This window comes from Pseudomonas sp. LFS074 (assembly GCF_047978165.1).
Classification (GTDB): domain Bacteria; phylum Pseudomonadota; class Gammaproteobacteria; order Pseudomonadales; family Pseudomonadaceae; genus Aquipseudomonas; species Aquipseudomonas putida_P.
This window is the reverse complement of sequence record NZ_JBFPFV010000001.1, coordinates 1,716,778-1,736,539: the sequence shown is the minus strand read 5'-3', so window position 1 is coordinate 1,736,539 and position 19,762 is coordinate 1,716,778. Positions and strand designations below refer to the sequence as shown.

16 protein-coding genes are annotated in these 19,762 nt (G+C 59.7%); 8 read left to right on the top strand and 8 right to left on the bottom strand.

Annotated features, from left to right (window positions below; translation table 11 throughout):
- Positions 1-91: 91 nt before the first annotated feature.
- The 6 genes from pepN to ACNQP3_RS08005 are packed head-to-tail and all read right to left on the bottom strand — an operon-like array spanning position 92 to position 6,609.
- A complete protein-coding gene (pepN, locus tag ACNQP3_RS08030; protein ID WP_060493353.1) occupies positions 92-2,749 on the bottom strand; it encodes an aminopeptidase N in 2,658 nt (885 codons plus the stop codon).
- Between the two features lie 13 nt (positions 2,750-2,762).
- Complete coding sequence (locus tag ACNQP3_RS08025; protein ID WP_264316912.1) at positions 2,763-3,593, bottom strand: DUF2797 domain-containing protein; 831 nt, start codon at positions 3,591-3,593, stop codon at positions 2,763-2,765.
- A complete protein-coding gene (locus tag ACNQP3_RS08020) occupies positions 3,590-3,850 on the bottom strand; it encodes a YeaC family protein (RefSeq protein WP_003260154.1) in 261 nt (86 codons plus the stop codon). Before ACNQP3_RS08020 ends, ACNQP3_RS08025 begins: the two co-directional genes overlap by 4 nt.
- A gap of 13 nt (positions 3,851-3,863) precedes the next feature.
- Entirely contained in the window at positions 3,864-4,751 is an 888-nt protein-coding gene (locus ACNQP3_RS08015; RefSeq protein WP_060515090.1) for a rhomboid family intramembrane serine protease, read from the bottom strand.
- Positions 4,748-5,719 (bottom strand): metallophosphoesterase, encoded by a 972-nt coding sequence (locus ACNQP3_RS08010; protein ID WP_012271217.1) that lies wholly within the window; start codon positions 5,717-5,719, stop codon positions 4,748-4,750. The genes ACNQP3_RS08015 and ACNQP3_RS08010 overlap by 4 nt, the downstream gene beginning before the upstream one ends.
- A complete protein-coding gene (locus tag ACNQP3_RS08005; RefSeq protein ID WP_012271216.1) occupies positions 5,719-6,609 on the bottom strand; it encodes an NAD(+) kinase in 891 nt (296 codons plus the stop codon). Before ACNQP3_RS08005 ends, ACNQP3_RS08010 begins: the two co-directional genes overlap by 1 nt.
- Between ACNQP3_RS08005 and ACNQP3_RS08000 the strand changes: the two genes are divergently transcribed.
- Together ACNQP3_RS08000 and ACNQP3_RS07995 are read left to right on the top strand one after the other, a co-directional pair.
- Positions 6,608-7,630 carry a DUF1853 family protein gene (locus ACNQP3_RS08000; RefSeq protein ID WP_060493356.1) on the top strand — a complete coding sequence of 341 codons (1,023 nt, stop codon included), beginning with the start codon at positions 6,608-6,610 and terminating at the stop codon, positions 7,628-7,630. The genes ACNQP3_RS08005 and ACNQP3_RS08000 overlap by 2 nt on opposite strands.
- Before the next feature lie 136 nt (positions 7,631-7,766).
- Positions 7,767-8,312, top strand: coding sequence for a cytochrome b (locus ACNQP3_RS07995; RefSeq protein ID WP_012271214.1), 546 nt, complete (start codon positions 7,767-7,769; stop codon positions 8,310-8,312).
- On the opposite strand, the gene ACNQP3_RS07990 is transcribed toward ACNQP3_RS07995, so the two are convergent.
- Positions 8,303-9,196, bottom strand: coding sequence for a 1-aminocyclopropane-1-carboxylate deaminase/D-cysteine desulfhydrase (locus ACNQP3_RS07990; protein WP_264316911.1), 894 nt, complete (start codon positions 9,194-9,196; stop codon positions 8,303-8,305). The two genes, ACNQP3_RS07995 and ACNQP3_RS07990, sit on opposite strands and share 10 nt — an antisense overlap.
- Positions 9,197-9,292: 96 nt before the next feature.
- On the bottom strand, positions 9,293-11,329 hold the full coding sequence (locus tag ACNQP3_RS07985; protein WP_012271212.1) for an NADPH-dependent 2,4-dienoyl-CoA reductase: 2,037 nt from the start codon (positions 11,327-11,329) through the stop codon (positions 9,293-9,295).
- 192 nt (positions 11,330-11,521) lie between these two features.
- Here ACNQP3_RS07985 and ACNQP3_RS07980 point away from each other — a divergent pair, with 192 nt between their 5' ends.
- The 6 genes from ACNQP3_RS07980 to ACNQP3_RS07955 all read left to right on the top strand — a co-directional run bounded on the left by ACNQP3_RS07980 (position 11,522) and on the right by ACNQP3_RS07955 (position 19,043).
- The gene (locus ACNQP3_RS07980; RefSeq protein ID WP_012271211.1) at positions 11,522-12,640 is read left to right on the top strand and encodes a nitrilase-related carbon-nitrogen hydrolase; all 1,119 of its coding nucleotides are present in this window, start codon (positions 11,522-11,524) and stop codon (positions 12,638-12,640) included.
- 4 nt (positions 12,641-12,644) lie between these two features.
- Positions 12,645-13,685, top strand: coding sequence for an AraC family transcriptional regulator (locus ACNQP3_RS07975; RefSeq protein ID WP_012271210.1), 1,041 nt, complete (start codon positions 12,645-12,647; stop codon positions 13,683-13,685).
- Between the two features lie 279 nt (positions 13,686-13,964).
- Positions 13,965-15,110, top strand: a complete 1,146-nt coding sequence (locus ACNQP3_RS07970) for a tyrosine-type recombinase/integrase (protein ID WP_173880894.1) — start codon at positions 13,965-13,967, stop codon at positions 15,108-15,110.
- Positions 15,110-16,789 (top strand): hypothetical protein, encoded by a 1,680-nt coding sequence (locus ACNQP3_RS07965; protein ID WP_173880896.1) that lies wholly within the window; start codon positions 15,110-15,112, stop codon positions 16,787-16,789. The genes ACNQP3_RS07970 and ACNQP3_RS07965 overlap by 1 nt, the downstream gene beginning before the upstream one ends.
- Positions 16,786-18,630, top strand: coding sequence for an integrase (locus ACNQP3_RS07960; RefSeq protein WP_173880898.1), 1,845 nt, complete (start codon positions 16,786-16,788; stop codon positions 18,628-18,630). The genes ACNQP3_RS07965 and ACNQP3_RS07960 overlap by 4 nt, the downstream gene beginning before the upstream one ends.
- Complete coding sequence (locus ACNQP3_RS07955) at positions 18,627-19,043, top strand: TetR family transcriptional regulator (protein ID WP_173880900.1); 417 nt, start codon at positions 18,627-18,629, stop codon at positions 19,041-19,043. The genes ACNQP3_RS07960 and ACNQP3_RS07955 overlap by 4 nt, the downstream gene beginning before the upstream one ends.
- Positions 19,044-19,762 lie beyond the last annotated feature (719 nt).

Genomic DNA, 19,762 nt, shown 5'->3' with positions numbered 1-19,762 from the left:
GTAGCGGGGATGTTTGCGGGAATACAACGGGCGGGGTGTTATGTTTTGTTATCCGGGAATGCAGGGGGCTGCTGCGCAGCCCCCTTGGCCCTTAAGCCAGGCTCTTGCTCACAACCTCATACACATCACTGGACAGCTCACCAGAAGCGAGAATCCGCTCCAGCTCACCTTTCATCAGGGCCTGGCGCGCCTCGTCATACTTGCGCCAGCGGGTCAGCGGCGCCAGTTGGCGCGAAGCAATCTGCGGGTTCAGTGCATTCAGCTCGATCACCAGGTCCGCCAGGAAGCGATACCCCGAGCCATCGGCCGCATGGAAGTTGACCAGGTTCTGACCGGCAAAAGCACCGATCAGTGCACGCACCTTGTTCGGGTTCTTCAAGGTGAACGCCGGGTGCTGCATCAGCGCCTTGACCCGCGCCAGCCCGCCCGGCAAGGCGCTTGCCGCCTGCACGCTGAACCACTGGTCCATGACCAGCGGGTTGTCCTTGAAGTGCTCGGCAAAGGCTTCCAGCGCCTTGGCACGCTCGGCTTCGAACGGCGAGTTGACCAATACTGCCAGCGCGGTCAGGCGCTCGGTCATGTTGTCGCAGTGCTCGAACTGCTCCAGGGTCGCTTCCAGCACCTGCGGCTTGCCGCTCTGCATCAAGTACGACAGGGCGATGTTCTGCAAGCTGCGGCGGGCAAAGTGCTCGGCAGACGCCACATACTCGGTGCTGCGCGACACTTCTCGGTTGGCCTGATAGCGCGCCCACAGGGCGTCGAACAGTTGCTCGGCGATCTGCTGGCGGGCGAATTCGCGGGCGGCGTGGATGGCGTCCACATCGGCCACCTGGCTGATCTCGGTGAGGTAGGCCTCACCCGGCAGCGAGAGCATTTCGGCAACCATGGCCGGGTCCAGCGACTCGTTGCCGAGCACGGTGCCCAGGGCGGTGATCAGGCGCTGGTCGAGCTTCAGCGCTTCGCCGCGCTGATGCTGGCCGATCAGCTCCTGCAACACCTGCACCGACAACTGCTGGCCCGCTTCCCAGCGGTTGAAGCCGTCGCTGTCGTGCTGCATCAGGAACATCAGCTGGTCGCGGTCGTAGGGGAAGCTCAGCTTCACCGGGGCGCTGAAGCCACGCAGCAGCGATGGCAGCGGTTTGGCCTGGATGCGCTGGAAGGTGAAAGTCTGCTCGGCTTCGGTCACCGACAGCACGCGGCTGGTGCCCTGCGCCGTCGCTTCACCGGCCAGTTGCAGCGGCAGGTCGTTGCCTGCGGCGTCCAGCAGGCCCAGCTCCACCGGGATCACGAACGGCAGTTTTTCAGCCTTGTCCGGGGTTTGCGGGCAACTCTGGCGGAACGTCAGGCTGTAGGTCTGCGCAGCGGCGTCATAAGCTTCGCTGACCTCCAGGCGCGGGGTGCCGGCCTGGCTGTACCAGCGTTTGAACTGGGTGAAATCGACGCCGTTGGCATCCTCCATGGCCTTGATGAAGTCGTCGGTGGTCACCGCCTGGCCATCATGGCGTTCGAAGTACAGGTCGCTGCCCTTGCGGAAGCCTTCGGCACCCAGCAAGGTTCGCACCATGCGCACCACTTCGGCGCCCTTCTCGTACACGGTCAGGGTGTAGAAGTTGGAAATTTCGATGAAGCTGTCCGGGCGCACCGGGTGGGCCATGGGGCCGGCGTCTTCGGCGAACTGGTGGGTGCGCAGGTAGGCGACGTCTTCGATGCGCTTGACCGTGCGCGAGTTCATGTCGGCGCTGAACTCGGCATCGCGGAATACCGTGAAGCCTTCTTTGAGCGACAGCTGGAACCAGTCACGGCAAGTGACACGGTTGCCCGACCAGTTGTGGAAGTACTCGTGGGCGACCACGCCTTCGACGCGCTGGTGCGCGGCATCGGTGGCGGTCTCGGCACGGGCCAGCACACAGCTGGAGTTGAAGATGTTCAGGCCCTTGTTTTCCATGGCGCCCATATTGAAGTCGTTTACCGCGACGATCATGAAGATGTCCAGGTCGTATTCACGGCCATAGACTTCTTCGTCCCAACGCATGGACTTCTTCAGGCTGACCATGGCGTGGTCGCACTTGTCGATGTTCTCGGGTTCAACATAGATGCGCAGGATCACGTCACGGCCGGACTGGCGGGTGAAGGTGTCCTCTACGCACCACAGGTCGCCGGCCACCAGGGCGAACAGGTACGCCGGCTTCATGAACGGGTCTTCCCAGGTCGCCCAGTGGCGGCCGTCTTCGGCCGGCCCGCTGCCGATCGGGTTGCCGTTCGACAGCAATACCGGGTAGCGATGCTGCTCGGCGATCACCGTGGTGGTGAACGTGCTCATCACGTCCGGGCGGTCGAGGTAGTAGGTGATCTTGCGGAAGCCCTCGGCCTCGCACTGGGTGCAGAACATCTTGCCCGACTTGTACAGGCCTTCCAGCGCGGTGTTGCTCTCGGGGTGGATCTTCACGCTGGTGTCGAGGGTGAACCGCTCGGCCTTGGGGTGCAGCGTCAGGCTGTCGGCTTCAAGCTGGTAGTCGCCCGCCTGCAGTTCCAGGTCGTCCAGCGAGGCCCGCAGCAATTCCAGCTGCTGACCGTCGAGCACCAGTGGCGGCAGGCCGGCACCGCGTGCCGGGTTGCGGCGCATGACCAGTTGCGCGTGAACCAGGGTGTGGTCCTCGAACAGCTCGAAGGTCAGGTGCGTCTCGTCGATCAGGTACTCGGGCGCCTGGTAATCCTTGAGGTAGATCACTTGCGGTTGTTCGGTACGCATGTGCAGGTCCTTTTTACTGGAGCACGGCCAACTGGTAGGCCGTGTACTTGCGAATGTTGATCACACCGGTGTCGAAGATCAGGTACTGGCCCTTGATGCCCAGCAGCGTGCCTTCGGCCACCGGGTCCTTGTCGAGGTTGAAGCTGACGATCTTTTTCGGGTAGGCCTCGACCGGGTACTTCATCTGCACCACTTCGGCATCGGGCAGCGGCTGGATCGCTTGCAGGCCAAAGCGCCCCTGCAGCTCGCGCAGGCCGTCGGCGCAGGCATCGAAGATCTGCTCGCGGATGGCCGGCAGGTCGAGCACCTCGGCGTCGCCCTTGAGCAGCGCACGCCAGTTGGTGCGGTCCGGCACCTGACTGCGCAGCACGTCTTCGACCAGGCCCGACTGCTGACGAGTAGCCACGCGCATGATCGGCAGGGCCTGGCTGGCACCCTGGTCGAGCCAACGGGTGGGCAACTGGGTGGCGCGGGTGATGCCGACCTTGATCCCCGAAGAGTTGGCCAGGTAGACCACGTGGTCGGTCATGCAGAACTGTTCACCCCACGACGGTTCGCGGCAGGTGCCGGCGTCGTAGTGGCATTTTTCCGGGGCCATGATGCACACGTCGCACTGGGCCAGCTTGGTCATGCAGGGGTAGCAGTAACCCTGGCTGAAGCTGGTCTTGGTGCGCTTGCCGCAATGGCTGCAGTGAATGGCGCCGAGGTATTCCAGGCGCAGACGCTGGCCGATCAGCGGGTTGACCGGCACCTGTGTGTCATCCAGGCAGAAGCTGTACTGCACCACCGGCGCCTGCAGGCTTACCGCCATTTTGCTCAACGAGCCACGAGCGAGTTCGATCAATGTACCGAGTCCGACTTGAACAGAATGTTGGCGATCGGCGCGGACTTCGATGCGCATTCCTGCGGGCCCATGTAGCCGGTACGCTGGTCTTCAGGCAAGTTTTTCATTTCCCAGGCGATGACCGCCTGCAGCGACAGCTCTTTCTGCTCGGCAGTGAGCTTGCGGCCATCCGACCATTTGCCGATTTCCACGGCCAGTTTCAGGCTCTCGTAGATTTCCGGGGTGATGTTTTCAATCATTTGCGCGAAAGTGGACATACAGTCTCCTGATTCAAGCCGACAGTTTACGCCGGGCCAGCGCCCCACCCAAGAGCCCGGTCAGGCATCCGATGAGCAGCCCGCCGACGTGGGCGGCATTGGCGATCTGGCCAAGGCCGAGGGTGCCGACCACACCGGTCAGGCACACCACCAGCCAGATCAGCATCATCACCAGCACACCCTTGGGCAGGTTGAAGTAACGGTTGGGCGCCAGCCACTGGAACAGCCACACATGCCCGAGCAGGCCGTACAGCACGCCGGACAGGCCGCCAAACAGGCTTGGCCCGCTGGTGTAGTGCTGGGCCAGGTTGGAAACCAGGCTGAACAACAGGGTCAGGCCCAGCAGCATCCAGGGCCCTTGGCGCAGCTCGATGCGCTTGCCCAGCTCCCAGTACCACAGGCTGTTCATGGCCAGGTGCAGCACGCCGAAATGCAGCAGCATGGGCGATACCAGGCGCCACCACTGGCCTTCGTCCAGGCTTTGCGCCAGCGAGCTGAAGTACAGGTAGTCGCCCTGGACGCGGAAGTCGAGGAAAGTGAACCAGCTGATGGTGGTGAAGTTGTCACCCAGGCTGGTGAGGCCGGCGACAATGAAGCACAGCAGCAGAGTGAGGGTGGTGACCTTGCAGGCTTTGGCTTGTTCTACCAGGGAGGGTTGTGCGGGGCTATTCGCGGGCAGGCCCGCTCCCACAGGGGCCTGTGCAAGTTCGAGGTCGGCGTTGCCGTCGGGGTAGCGCTGGTACAGCTGCAGCACGTCTTGGGCCAGGGTATCGGGGGCCCAGAGGACCTGGGCATCGCCCTCCTCGCTGACCCGGTGTGGCACCTGCAGGCGCTGCAGCAGGTGAACGAAGCCGCTGAGGTCGACCGACAGCGGCAGGCGCATCACTTCGATAATGTTCATTGGTTGGCCTGTGGGCGGTCGACGTCGACCCAGACGAACTTGTGCGGGTCGATGCGGGTTTCATCATCCAGCCGGTAGGCGGCCAGCTTGCCGTAGAGCACGGCGCTGTAGTCCAGGCAGGCCAGGTTGGCGCGGATCGGCGCCGGGCGGCCGCTGCGCCAGTAATGGCCAACGAACAGCAGCGGCTCGTCTTCGTCATAGCGCAGCAAGGCGTTCTTCTGGCTGTGGCTGAGCGGGGTACTGGCCACCTCCGCGGGCAGGGCATCGGGCTGGAACACGATGTCGCCATAGGTTTGCGGGTCTTCTTCCCAGAACTTGGTGCGGAAGAACGCCCGGGTCAGGCCATCACCGCCAGTCAGGGTCAAGCCGTCCGGCAGGCGCATGTCGGTACCGCGCAACAGGCGGTTGCACACGGTGTCGGCAAAACTGCCGCTGACCGCCGAAGCCTGGATGAAGTGTTCATCGATGCGCCCGTCGGGGTATTGCTGGCGCAGCGGCTCGATCAGGCGCGGGTCCCAGCAGGCGTGCACCAGGCGGAAACGCCCAGCGTCAACGAACAGTGGCAGTTGGTAGAACCAGTTGACGAAGTCGTGCCAGTCGCCGGGGTGGTGGGCGAATTGGGTCAGGGTTTCATCGATCAGCCGGGCATGGCGTGGCGTGTGTTCACGTACATAGGCCTTGCCGCTGCCGGGCAGCGCCGGGGTCACCCAGCCCAGGGCGTTGTACTCGTGGTTGCCCATGATGCAGAACGCCTGGCCGGCTTCGACCATGTCGTGGACGATGTGCAGCGCCTCGCGGATACGCGGCCCACGGTCGACGATATCACCGAGGAACAACGCCTGGCGTCGCGGGTGGCGCCACACGCCGGCCACGCGCTTGTATCCGAGAGTGTCGAGCAGGCGTTCAAGGGTCAGCGCACAGCCGTGCACGTCACCGATGATGTCGAAACTTCGCGCCGGATCGAACATCAGTCGTCCCTGCTCCCCAGGCGGCTGCCCCACCCCAGCTTGGTGCGGCAGACCTCGTAGTAATTGTGGTCCAACGGGTGGATCAGGCGCAGTTTCTGCGGTTTCTTGCTCACCGTGATGGTGTCGCCGGGGGCGCAGGTGAAGTGGTTCTGGCCGTCACAGGACACCTGCGGGTAGATCTGCAGGTCCTTGGAGACCACGATCTTCAGCTCGCTGTTGCCATCGACCACGATCGGCCGCCCCGACAGGGTGTGCGGGTACATCGGCACGATCACGATAGCGTCGAGCTTGGGGTGCATGATCGGCCCACCGGCCGACAGCGCATAGGCGGTGGAGCCGGTGGGGGTGGCGACGATCAGGCCGTCGGCCTTTTGGCTGCAGACGAACTGGCCGTCGATGTAGATCTCGAACTCGATCATGCGCGTGGACTTGCCGGGGTGCAGCACCACGTCGTTCAGCGCATCACCCTGGCCGATGGCTTCGTGGTGGCGGCGCACCTCGGCCTGCAGCAGGAAGCGGTTTTCTACCAGGTAGTGGCCATCGAGCACCTGGGCGACCTTCTCTTCCAGCTCGTCGGGGCGGATGTCGGTGAGGAAGCCCAGGTTGCCACGGTTGATGCCCAGCACCGGAATGTTGTGCCGGGCCAGGGCACGGGCAGCGCCCAGCAGGCTGCCGTCGCCGCCGACCACGATGACCAGGTCGCAGACCTCGCCCAGCAGCTTGCGGGTGGAGGTTTGCAGGCCATGGCCAGGCAGCACTTCGGCGATGGTGTCCTCGAGGATCACGTGCAGGTGGCGATCGAGGAGGAATTTTTTCAGTCGGCGAATGGTGTCGAGCACCTGCGAGCTGCCAAGGCGACCGATGATACCGATATTGCGAAATTGCTCCATGGGGCTCCTGCGAGGCTCTGCGGCGGGTGACGATGCGCCGATTATGGGCGAAAGCACCGGGCAGCGGCAAACCGGCTATGCTCGCAGGATGACGCCATTCACCTTGCTCCAAGACCTGCCCCGACAATTGCAGCGCCCCGCCGTGCGCGATTTGGCCTGGGCCCTGCTGTCGCCGCCACTGCTCAGCGCCCCGCCCTGCCCCCAGCGCCACCCGCTGGCAGGCAGCCTGTGGGCGCAGCAGCCACAACGCCTTGAACAGTGGTTGCGCGGGCTGGATGACGACGACCGCCCGTTGCGCGAATGGCTGGCGAAACTGGGCAGCCGGCGCCTGGGGCATTACTACGAACGCCTGTGGCAATTCGCCCTGGGCCAGGCGCCGGGCATCGAACTACTGGCGGCCAACCTGGCGATTCGCGACGGCGGGCGCACCTTGGGCGAGCTGGACGTGGTACTGCGCGACGGCGACGGCGTACACCACCTGGAACTGGCGATCAAGCTGTACCTGGGCCCTGAAGGCGGCGGGCTCAACCCGCACACCTGGCTGGGCCCAGGCTGCCATGACCGGTTGGGGACCAAGCTTGCGCATCTGGCCGGGCACCAGTTGCCCATGTCCAAGGGCGCGCACAGCCGCGAGCTGTTGGCCACGCTGGGGGTTGAGCAGGTGCAGGCCCATGTATGGCTGGGCGGCTATCTGTTCTATCCGTTGCCTGGGCATGCCGAGCCACCCGCCGGGGCCAACCCGCAGCACTTGCGCGGGCGCTGGGTGCGACGGCGGGACTGGGAGATGGCAGAGGGTGAGCATTGGCAGCCGCTGCAGCGGCATGCCTGGCTGGCACCGGCGCGGGTCGAAGCAGGCGAATGCTGGACGGTGGAGCAATTTGCGGCATGGTTGCATGTGCTGGAGCGGCAAGCGCCGGCACAGTTGCTGGTGAGGTTGGAGCAGGCGGGTGATGGTGTATGGCAGGAGGTGGAGCGGGTGTTTCTGGTGGCTGACAATTGGCCATTTTTACCCGAGGCATGATGTCGCCCGTTAAAAAGGCCGGTGCAGGCAACACAATTTTCACAGACCCAGCGCAAAGATTTGTTCCCGGTAACCTTTACAGTGGTACCTGAGCGCCAGCAAGAGCGCCATTCCGACCTGATGACGAGGACCGATCATGGTTTCATCCACCCCCGCGACCCATTACGCACGCCTGTCCATCGCCCTGCATTGGCTGATGCTGGTACTGCTGGCCGCTGTCTACGCCCTTATCGAACTGCGTGGCCTGTTCCCCAAGGACAGCGCCGAACGCAACCTGATGAAGGACCTGCACTTCATGCTCGGGCTCAGCGTGTTCGTACTGGTCTGGCTGCGCCTGGCCATGCGCCTGAGCCGCCCGACCCCGCCCATCGTGCCCAAGCCGCCAGCCTGGCAAACCGGCCTTGCACACCTGATGCATTTGGCGCTTTACCTGCTGATGATCGGCCTGCCGCTGGCCGGCTGGCTGATCCTCAGCGCCGCCGACAAACCGGTGCCGTTCTTCGGCCTGGAACTGCCACACCTGATCGGCCCGAACCCGGACCAGGCCAAGTTCATCAAGGGCTGGCATGAACGTATCGGCAGCTGGGGCTACTGGCTGATCGGCCTGCACGCACTGGCCGGGCTGTACCACCACTATGTTCAGCGCGACAATACACTGTTGCGCATGCTGCCCTACAAGTAACCGCGCCGGCCCTGCAGGCCACCTGTGTGGACGAATATCAGGCGGCTGCCGGGCGTGAACAGCCCGGCAGCGACCTGATTACGCAGGGCCAGCAGGGCCTTGCCGGTGTAGAGCGCTTCGAACGGCACCCCCGTGTGTTGCTCGCACTCGGCAATGAAGGCCAGCAGTTCATCGTCGAACTTGCCGAAACCACCACGGCAGGCGTCGTGTAGCTGGTAACCAAGCGTGCCGGCCAATGCAGCTACCGTCTCCGGCACACCATGAGCCCTGGGCACGGCAAGTGCGCCATGTACCGCATGTGCCCCCGCCTCGGCCAGCACCAGGCCGGCCAAGGTAGTACCCGTTCCAGCAGCCAGCCACCAGGCGTCGTAGCCCGACCACCCCAGCGTCGCAATTTGCGCCTGCGCCTGCTGCATGATCAGCGCGCAGCCCTGCGCGCCAGCTTGCCCGCCACCGCCTTCGGGGATGCAGTGCCAGCCTGGGTAACGTGCCTGCCAGGGGCCCCAGAAACCGGGCTCGTTGCGTGCGCGGTAGCCGCCATAGCCCAACCAGTGCAGCGCCATGCCCAGCGCCTGCAGGTCACGCACGGTTGGCGTGTCCTGGGCGTGACCGCGCAGCAGGCCGACAGTGGCGAAGCCGAAGCGTTTGCCAGCGGCGGCCAGGGCGTGCAGGTGGTTGGAATGGTTACCGCCGAGGCTGATCAGCCCGGGGGCGTTATCGGCACTGGCCTGATCCAGGTGATGGCGTAGCTTGAACCACTTGTTGCCGCTGATCAGCGGGTCGATCAGGTCCAGACGCAGGATGGCGGCTTCGACCTGTGCGGTTGCCAGCCAAGGCAGATCCAGGCGTTGCAGGGGGGCTTGAGGAAGGTCGAATACAGGCATGGCCGCAGTTTACAGGGATGGACGAAGCGAAAGGTTACGCGATCCTTGTGCGAGCGGCCTTGGTCGCGAAAGGGCCGCGAAGCGGCCCCTGCCCATTCAAAGCTCAGCCGCTAATCGCGACCCCTGGTTGATCGCCCGCTTGGCGTCCAGCTCGGCCGCCACATCCGCGCCACCAATCAGGTGCACCGACTGCCCCGCCGCCACCAGCCCGTCCTGCAACTCGCGCAGCGGTTCCTGCCCGGCGCAGATCACCACGTTGTCCACCGGCAACACCTGCGGCTCGCCGTCCGCCACGCGAATGTGCAAACCGGCATCGTCGATACCCAGGTACTCGACGCTGTTGAGCATCTGCACCCGCTTGTTCTTCAACCCGGTGCGGTGAATCCAGCCGGTCGTCTTGCCCAGGCCATCACCCACCTTGGACTTCTTGCGCTGCAACAGGTAAACCTGCCGTGCCGGGGCATGCGGCTCGGCCTTGATCCCGGCCACCCCACCGCGTGCCTCAAGATGGGTATCGATGCCCCACTCTTTCCAGAATGCGTCACGGTCCTGGCTGGAGGCCACGCCCTGGTGCACCAGGTACTCGGACACATCAAAGCCAATGCCTCCCGCGCCAATCACCGCGACAGCCTTGCCCACCGGCTTGCGCTCGAGCAACACATCCAGGTAGCTGAGCACCTTGGCATGCTCCACACCCGGAATGGCTGGGGTACGCGGGGCGATACCGGTGGCCAGGATAATTTCATCAAAGCCACCCTCCACCAGTGCCTGCACATCGACGCGAGTATTCAGGCGCAGCTCCACGCCCGTGCTTTTGACCTTGTTGCGGAAGTAACGCAGCGTTTCAAAGAATTCTTCTTTGCCCGGCACCCGCTTGGCCACGTTGAACTGGCCACCGATTTCGCTGGCGGCGTCAAACAGGGTCACGGCATGGCCCCGCTCGGCCGCCACGGTGGCCGCCGCCAGGCCTGCCGGCCCGGCGCCGACCACGGCGATACGCTTCACCGCGCGCACAGGCAAGTAGTTGAGTTCGGTTTCGTGGCAGGCACGCGGGTTGACCAGGCAACTGGTCAGCTTGCCGCCAAAGGTGTGGTCCAGGCAGGCCTGGTTGCAGCCAATGCAGGTGTTGATTTCGTCGGCTCGGCCAGCGGCGGCCTTGTTGACGAAATCCGGGTCGGCGAGGAACGGTCGAGCCATCGAGACCATGTCGGCATCCCCCTCGGCCAGCACCGCCTCGGCCACTTCCGGGGTATTGATGCGGTTGGTGGTGATCAGCGGAATGTTCACCACACCGCGCAGTTTGGCGGTGACTTTGCTGAACGCCGCACGCGGCACCTTGGTGGCGATGGTCGGGATACGCGCTTCGTGCCAGCCGATGCCGGTGTTGATCAGGGTCGCACCGGCCTGCTCGATAGCCTTGGCCAGCAGCTCGATTTCGTCCCAGGTGCTGCCACCCTCGACCAGATCGAGCATCGACAGGCGGAAGATGATGATGAAGTTCGGCCCTACCGCACCACGCACCCGGCTGACGATTTCCACGGCCAGGCGCATGCGGTTTTCATAGCTGCCGCCCCAGCGATCGGTGCGGTGGTTGGTGTGGGCGGCGAGGAACTGGTTGATGAAGTAGCCTTCCGACCCCATGATCTCGACACCGTCGTAACCGGCGCGCTGGGCCAACGCCGCACAATTGACGAAGTCGGCAATCTGTTTCTCGATGCCCGCCTCGTCCAGCTCCTTGGGCTTGAACGGGTTGATCGGCGCCTGGATCGCGCTAGGCGCCACTTGCCGTGGGCTGTAGGCATAGCGCCCGGCATGCAGGATCTGCAGGCAGACCTTGCCACCGGCGGCGTGCACCGCCTCGGTGACGATGCGGTGCTTGTCAGCCTCTTCCTCGGTGCTGAGCTTGGCCGCGCCGGAATACACCCCGCCTTCATCATTGGGCGCGATGCCGCCAGTGACCATCAAGCCAACGCCACCCCGGGCGCGCTCGGCAAAGTACGCGGCCATGCGCTCGAAACCACCGGGGCGTTCTTCGAGGCCGGTGTGCATCGACCCCATCAGGGTACGGTTGCGCAAGGTGGTAAAGCCTAGGTCCAGCGGAGCAAGCAGGTGCGGGTAGCGGTCGGCGGCCATGGAAAGGTCCCCTGGTGGCGTGATCACGGTATGCGGGCACCTCACTGGTCGGCGGGGCCCGTCGTTTGTCTGTCAGCGACATTAAACAGCCGTTTGAATTGGCTCAATGATCGAAACTGACAAGTTATTGATCCTGGCATACAGCGCGACTAACCTAGGGGACCCTCACTGTCCAAGGTGCCGTACTGCTTCATGCGAAAACTCCTGGCAAGCGCCCTGGCGCTGGTGATGATCGCCGCGCTTTGCGGCTACGGTTTCTGGACTCAACAGCGCCCGGAAGGCCACTACCTGTCCGACCTGCGCATCGAGTTGGCACTCAACCATGGCGTGCCGGGCGAGCATGGCAACCTGCTCGGTGTGGAGCCGCTGCTTTACCCAGGCGACTACCAGAACCTGCAACGCCTGCACCGCAAGCTCGCCGCTTACCTGGAGCAAGCCCGAGCCCAAGGGCTGGTGGGCCCACGCACGGTGGTGGTGCTGCCAGAGCACATCGGTACCTGGTTGTGGGCGCGCGGTGAGAAAAACGAGCTGTACCAGGTCACTCAGAGCCGCGAGGCTCAACAATGGCTGGAGCTAAGCAACCCGCTGCGCTACGGCCTGGCCATGCTTGGCGCCGACGGCGACGACTGGCGTGCCGATGCGCACCTGCGCATGAAGGCCGAGCAGATGGCCGCAGACTACCAGCAACTGTTCGGCGGCCTTGCCAAGGAGTTTGGCGTCACCTTGGTGGCCGGCTCGATCGTGCTGCCCGAACCCTACGTGAAACAAGGCGTGCTGCATGCCGGCCGTGGTCCGCTGTTCAACAGCAGCGTGGTGTTTGCCGGCGACGGCTCGCTACTGGGCCAGCCCCAACGCCAGCAATACCCTGACAGTGAAATGCGTCGCTATGTCCACGACGGCCGCCAGCACCCGCTGCAAGTCGTGCAGACTCCCGCCGGGCGCCTGGGGGTACTGGTGGGCAGTGACAGCTGGTACCCGGAAAACCACCAACAACTGGCACAGCAAGCAGTACAGCTGATCGCCAACCCGGTGTTCCTGAGCGGCAAAGGCAGCTGGGAAGCGCCATGGCGTGGCAATCGCCACCAGGAGGCCACCGCTGGGCTGGCCCTGCAACGTGGCGAAGTCAGCGAGCAGAACGCCTGGCAGCGCCTGACCGAGGCAGCCGGGGCCGGCGTCAGCAGCATGAGCGTGTTCATGCGCGGGCAGTTCTGGGAACAGGCCAGCGACGGCCAGGGCTTTGCCCGCCAGTCGGGTGAACTGCTGGCGGGTACTCCTAGCCATGGCGCCCGCCTGCTGAACCTGTGGCTGTAGGCCCATGGCCCGCCCCCGCGTACGCCTCGGCGACCTTTCAGTAGGCTTTGTCCAGCCGCTGACCGAAGCCCTGCGCGAGCGGGGTCATGACCCCGAGCCCCTGTTGCTGCGCTATGGCCTGGATGCCCCACGCCTTGCCGAAGCCGGCGCGCGCTTGTCGATCCCCCGCTACATGCACCTGGGCCACGCAGCCATCGAGCTGAGCGGCGAAGCCGCACTCGGCCTGCACATGGGGCGCTTGAGCCGCCTGGCACATGCCGGCCTGGCCGGAGTAACCGCCGCCCAGGCCCCCACCCTGGGCGAGGCGGCGCGCACGCTGCTGCGCTTCGAGCCCCTGTACGCGGCCAACTACCGTGGCCGTTCCAGCTTCGTGGAAGATGCCCAGGGCGCTTGGTTGCGCTTCTATTCCATCAGCCCCTACAACGCCTACAACCGCTTCGTGGTCGATTCACTGCTTGCCGGCTGGCTGGCGCAACTTGCCGACCTGGCCGGCATGGCGATACAGGCAGAACGCCTTAGCATCGAATTTTCCGCCCCCGCCTATGCTGCGCGCTATCAGGCGCTGTGCAGCACGCCAGTGCAATTCACGGCCGAAGCCAATCAACTGCGGCTAAGCCGCGCAACACTGCAACTAGCCAACCCCAGGCACTGCCCGAGCACCTGGCAGCACCTGCTGCAACTGTGCGAAGCAGAGTTGCTACAGCGCACACGGGTACGCAGCCTGGGCGAGCGCATCACCCATCTGCTGGGCCCGCTGCTCAATGGTGGCCGTGAACCGGACCTGGAAGAAGTGGCGCTGCACCTGCAGCTGCCAACCTGGACCTTGCGTCGCAAACTCGCCGAGGAAGGCACGCGGTTTCGCGACCTGCTCAACGAAACACGGCGCGACCTGGCAGAGACCTACATCCGTGACACGGAGCTGGCCTTTGGCGAGATTGCCTATCTGTTGGGGTTTGCTTCAGCCGAGGCCTTCCAGCGCGCGTTCAAGCGCTGGACGGGCCTCACGCCGGGGGAGTTCCGCCGCAGCCAGCGCCGGGCGGGTTAAAGCTCGGTGGCATCGTCGGCCGGTTCCGGGGTGTCCAGTTCATAAGCCTGGGTTTCGAGTAGTTCTTCCTGATATTCATCCATAGCCCTGCGTCCTCTTTGCTCATTTTGTCTTCGTGGGTATCGCCTTCAGCCTAAGCAGGTGGGATGAAGCGATGATGACAAGCGTATGATCCGGTACGTAGCAACCGTTACATCGTTGTGCTATTTGCATATTAGACCTTTTTGAGGAGGTGGGGAGCAGCGCCCCATCACAAGGCTAATGCACGGAGGGATGCAGATGGAGCTTGTATGGAGTACTGAGGATTTCTTGATCGCAGGGCGTCCTTACCCCGGGTTTCCCATTCTGCTTTGGGACTCAATGGCCAGTTGCACCGAGGCTAATCAGTTCCTTCGTCACTACCTGCTTCGCGGGAGCATAGGTTCCCGAAACTCTTGGCCCAATACCGGACGAGCAATATTCGACTTTTTCAGTTTTTTGCAGGTGCATGAACTTGATTGGCGAGAAGTAGATCGTGGTGACGCTAAGAGCCTTGTAGCTGCTTATCGAGATTATTGCTTGCACACATGCGGATTAGCAAAGACAACTACACGGCAACGCCTGACGTATATTTGCAGTTTCTACGAGTTCGCGCTTAAAAATGGCTGGATAGAGCGCCTGCCTTTTAGTTATGAGGAGCGGTTTGTACAGCGCACTACGAGCTTCCTTCAGCATATTTCCGTCAAGGGTGGCAAGTCGCTAGCAAAAGATGTAATGCCCCGCCACCACAAGAATCCTCCGAAATTTTTAGGCATGACCGAAATCAGGTCTCTTCTTTCTGCATCGGAAAATCAGCATCACCGAGTCATGATTAGGTTAGCACTACACACCGGCCTCCGCCGCAACGAACTTGCAACTTTCCCACTGACTTATATTTTCGATCCTGACAAGGCTAACCGAACCGAGCGAAATCTTCGTATTCGACTCGATCCTTACGACGGCAGCGGTATGGAAACCAAGGGTAACAAGGCGAGGCATATACATTTCAGTCGGAAATTCATGAAAGAGCTTCACCACTATGCCTCCAAAATTCGCGGAGAGCGAGCATCACTGAAAAACAACCAAAAGACATTACTTCTCAACCAGTTGGGGGAACCTTTTGGAAGCGACGGAAAAAGCTTAAATCGGATCATTGCCGACATTGGAAAGAAGGCCGGAATCAAAGTCAATACACATATGCTACGACATACTTACGCAACTCACACCCTCGTTAATCTTCGGCGCAACCCTCAAAATGGAATTGATCCGCTAGTATTCCTTCAACGTCAACTTGGCCACAGCTCAGTTCATACCACAATGGTTTACCTGCACCTTGTCAATGAAATGGTAGATGAGGCGATATTGGCATATGATGATGAGTTAAGCGAAATGACGGAAGACGACTAATGGGTAGGCGAAAAACATTCATTAGGACTGAGCTGAGCACTCCAGAAGATGAGCGCGCTCTCGCCACAGAAAGAAAAACAATAATACCATCGGAATCTATCCCACCGAAAAATACCATAGTCAATTTCAAGCGTAACGCAATCGGCAGTCGAAGCTTTGATTTCACACCATGGTATGGCGTCAAAATAGATACCATCACTTATGCGTGTCAACGCCAAATTGAGCGCTTTCTGGCGGGTCAAGACAACATCATATCGACCTCAACCATCAGTGCATACTGCCACACTGGACTACGCAGCTTCCTAGAATACTGCTCCCTCAGGGCAAAAGCCATTAGACGAAAGCTTACACCCTCAGATATAGATAGAAATCTTATCGATGGTTACCTGCACTATCTAAAAAAATTAGCTATTACAACCACATCCCAAAAAGAATATTACGCCAAAGCGAAGGCAGTACTCAGAGCGCTTGGACTGCGTAGGGTATTCCCCCTCATCAGCACCGGCGACAATGCTACTTTTCCGAAAAATCCATTCCCGAACAACTCCCGAAAATACAAGAGCGCAACTGCACTATCAAAGCGAGAACGAAAGGATTTCACAAAAGCGCTACAAGAAGCCATTGGACCAATTTGGATGGTGGATACTAGCATTACAGCGAACCTTTTATCATTCGCACTACTAGCAATAGCACTCCATACCGGACGCAATACTACCCCCTTGCTGGAAATGGACCGCAACTGCTTGCACCCACATCCGAAAGAGAACACCGCATTCTTAGTTTTATGGAAGCGACGCGGCCACACCCACAGCAGAGTGGCTCTTAGGGTGAAAGCGAACACAAAACTTCGGCTTGAATCCATGTTCAGCGTGAAAAATAGCGTAGAAAATCTTATCCGTCGAGTCATGGCCCTGACAGAGCCACTAGATTCAGAGGCTCCGGATGAGTATAAGGGGCGTGTGTGGTTATATCGCAGTCGCGCCAACGCTTCAACCGGACAAGTCACAGCACTAACAAGCATGGCATTACACAAATCGATAGACCTGCTTGTTAAAAACTACTCTCTTAAGGATAGTAACGGAAAACCACTGCGTATCAACATTTCGCGACTGCGGAAAACTTTCGCAAACCGCATCTTCGAACTATCAAATGGGGATCTCTTAATCACGGCAGCTGCCCTCGGCAACACCCCACGCGTAACCGATCAAAACTATCTGGCGCCTGGAGAAGATAGTCGCCGAAACTGGCAATTCATGGGAGGCATATTAGTAAATGAATTACTGACCGCTACCATTGGTGCGACTTATAAGGAAACCCCTACCGGCCGCTGCGCTGACCCAGTCAATGGCCAATATGCACCAAAGCGAGAAGGTGCGACTTGCATGAACTTCATGAGTTGCTTGCGGTGCAAACATTACGCAGTGACTTCTCAGGACCTATATAAATTATTCAGCTTCTACTTTCGGGTTCTAGCAGAACGCTCACGAATGGACAAACGCCGCTGGGCCCGAGATTACAGTCATATCCCTCGCTTGATTGACGACTATATCGTTGCTGAAGGATTGCGTCGTAAAATCTTTAAAGCATCGATGATTGATGCTACACGTGAGCACGCTAGGTCTCAACCGCACCCGTTCTGGTCAGTAGACCTTGTTGGAAGCCTGGAGATTTTCTCATGAGCCACTCTACCCTGGATGTGATCAAACTTAAATCCTTCCCCGGCCAGCCTATCGATACACTTGGACTACTTGAATCGGAACGCGATAGTCTAATCATAGCCGCAACCAAAATAAATGGACAGTGGACCACAATTAGCCGGTACGGAGATAACATCTGGCATCTACGTGACCAGCCAAGTAATGTCCCTGACAGCAGGAGGAAAATAAACTTTGACAATGTGCCATTAGCTTTCCGCACAGTGATGAAAGCGATGATGTACCGGCACATAATGCGGGGTCGTATCGGTTCAGCGCGACCCAAGGGCGGCACAACACGGGTCGCCTTTGAGCACTCACTCCCATTCTTTCGGTACTTGGAAAAACTTAAGATCTCCAAGCTATCCGAAATATCACCTATAATCACCCAAAACTATGCCACCACTTACAAAGATCGCAATGCAAATTCGGGATTTTTTACATCGGTTGAAGTCATCTACGAACTAAGCCAGTTTACTGACCAACCAATGCCACAGCATCCATGGCCCGACACCTCCGCATTTATACTATCAGGCAGCGCAGGAAAATCTCGCGGAGGCGCAACTCCGCTCATCCCAGATGATGTATTTTGCACACTCTTCTCGCATGCGTATCAGCAATTAGAAAACAGCAAAATAATACTTGATCTCCGTGACGAACTTGATGTCTTGGCAGTAGAGTGGAAGGGTCGTACTCACGGAGGTCTCAATCTTGCTAAGACACGGTACCTGAAGGCTAAAGGTTGGAGCGGCGGAATAATGAGGCTGTCAAAATCGCTAAATAGTCTACGCACCGCCTGTTACATTGTGCTTGCAAGCACTTCAGGCTGTCGAAATCATGAGCTATGTAATTTGCAGATAGGTTCGCATCACTGCACCGAGGACGATGAAGGTACGATATATCATTGGATGCGCTCCAAATCCGAAAAAACTGATGCAGGGATAATTAAATGGATGATCCCAGAAGTAGGCGTACTTGCCCTGCGCGCCATGGAACGCTGGTCCACGCCTTACCGCGCATTGATCGCTGAGGAAATTGTTCGGCTATATCGTATCAACCCACACCACGCGCAAATCGCTGAGGCAGAGAAGCACCGAAACTCGCTATTTCTGAGCATCGACAGGACTGGAAAATTGAGAGTCCGCACACTTACCCTCGCAGGTTGGCAAAAAAACCTACAAGCATTCGCCAAAAATTGCGGACTTAGCTGGAACCTTACCAGCCATCAATTTCGTCGCAAGTTCGCAAACTACGTCGCGCATAGCAAATTTGGCGACTTACGCTATCTCAAGGAACATTTTGCTCATTGGACTTTAGATATGTCCTTGGGTTATGCGATGGATGATACCTGGGGACAGCATCTGGATCTTGACCTTTATGACGAAATTCAAGACGAACTGGTAGATATAAAAATCACCACTGTAAGTGGCTGGATAGAGGGTGAGAGCCTGGCAGGAGGATACGGATTGGCTATTAAAAAATGGCAGAGGGAACCACATAATCTACTGATATTTAAAGACCATGCTGCGATGATCAAATCCATCGCTGAAAGCACTTGCATCCGCAGCAATGGACATGCATGGTGCACTGCAGATAGTGATGCCTGCATCGGCAACACCATTGAGCGCACTCGCTGTAGTGGTTGTGATCATTCGGTCATCGGACCGTCTCATGCGCCGATGTACCAGCGTCTTTATAACGATCTCAAAGATTTGAGAAACTGCACTGACATCGGCGAGTCTGGTCGCCGACGTGTAGAGCGCGACCTCAGCCGCAGCCAAGAAGTATTAACCCAACTCGGAATGCCACAGGATCTGATTTCGTGAAGCCTAAGACGAAGGCTGTGAACAACTACAAGCCGGCTGCGGATCGTGAAAAGGATCTGAAGCTAGCCCTCAGTCGTATCAAAAAGGGCCGCGCCCACACTGGCGAGACCAAGCTCAGTATCGCGGCAGTAGCTCGCGAGGCGGGCGTCTCAACAGCGTTAATTCACAACCAGTACCCCAGAATTGCGGAGGCGATCCGCGATGCTCAAGGGCGCTCAAGCCGTGCTACGCGTGATTCAAAACATCAAGAGTTGACTGCCGAACGTAATAAAGGCGCTGGATATCGCTCAGAAATAGCGGAGCTTCGGGCGAAAATAGCACGACTAGCATCACTCAATGAGGTGTTGCTGGAAGAGAACCTTGTGCTCAAAGCTAAGCTAAAGGACATGAAGGTCATCGAAATTGTGAGATGAGCTCAACCCAAATTTTTGAGCACTGTCAATTCAAGGTGGCGGCAGACGCCCACCTTACCAACCGCTGCCGGACCTCAGAAGGCCCATCTGGTGAGCAGCCCTACACGGAGAATCGTGTGTCCCGCGTCGCTGAACCCCGTCTACTCGAACCACAGCTTGCTGAACGAGTACAGCTTTGCGCTGCGCCAGGACATCGAGATACTCGATCCAAAACCACTCGCGATGGTTGTCAGCGCGACGACCAGCTCATAATTCCATCAGGACGATCCTGCTTTAAGAGGCACCCACGAGGTCCCTTTAGGGCAGCGGTGTAAACCTGTTTTTTTCACTGTAAACCACTGTGGTTTACAGTGAAAAAAACTAGTTTACAAGGCCCTACTGGCGGGGCTTTCCGGCGATTCGACTCCTACCAGAGCACTCAAATTCACACCACTTTCTCCTCCCCTAGCCGATTGGTGCTGAGACAGAGCCGGTCATCGCTGTTACGCCGCGTCTTCTCCAACCCCAGCTCAGCGCCTAGCTAGGAATTACTCAGGCACCTGACTACGTGATCAGCAGGTCTAGGCGTTGTAAAGTTCCCGCCCAGGTGATCTTCCATCTGTCGAAATGCCTCTTGCATGCTAGCATTCCAGTGAGGCATGATAAATCCATAACTACAAACAAGCGGTGCCCATCATGGTCAGCATTGCGTGCAAAGACTCATCGCCCCTCTTGTCACG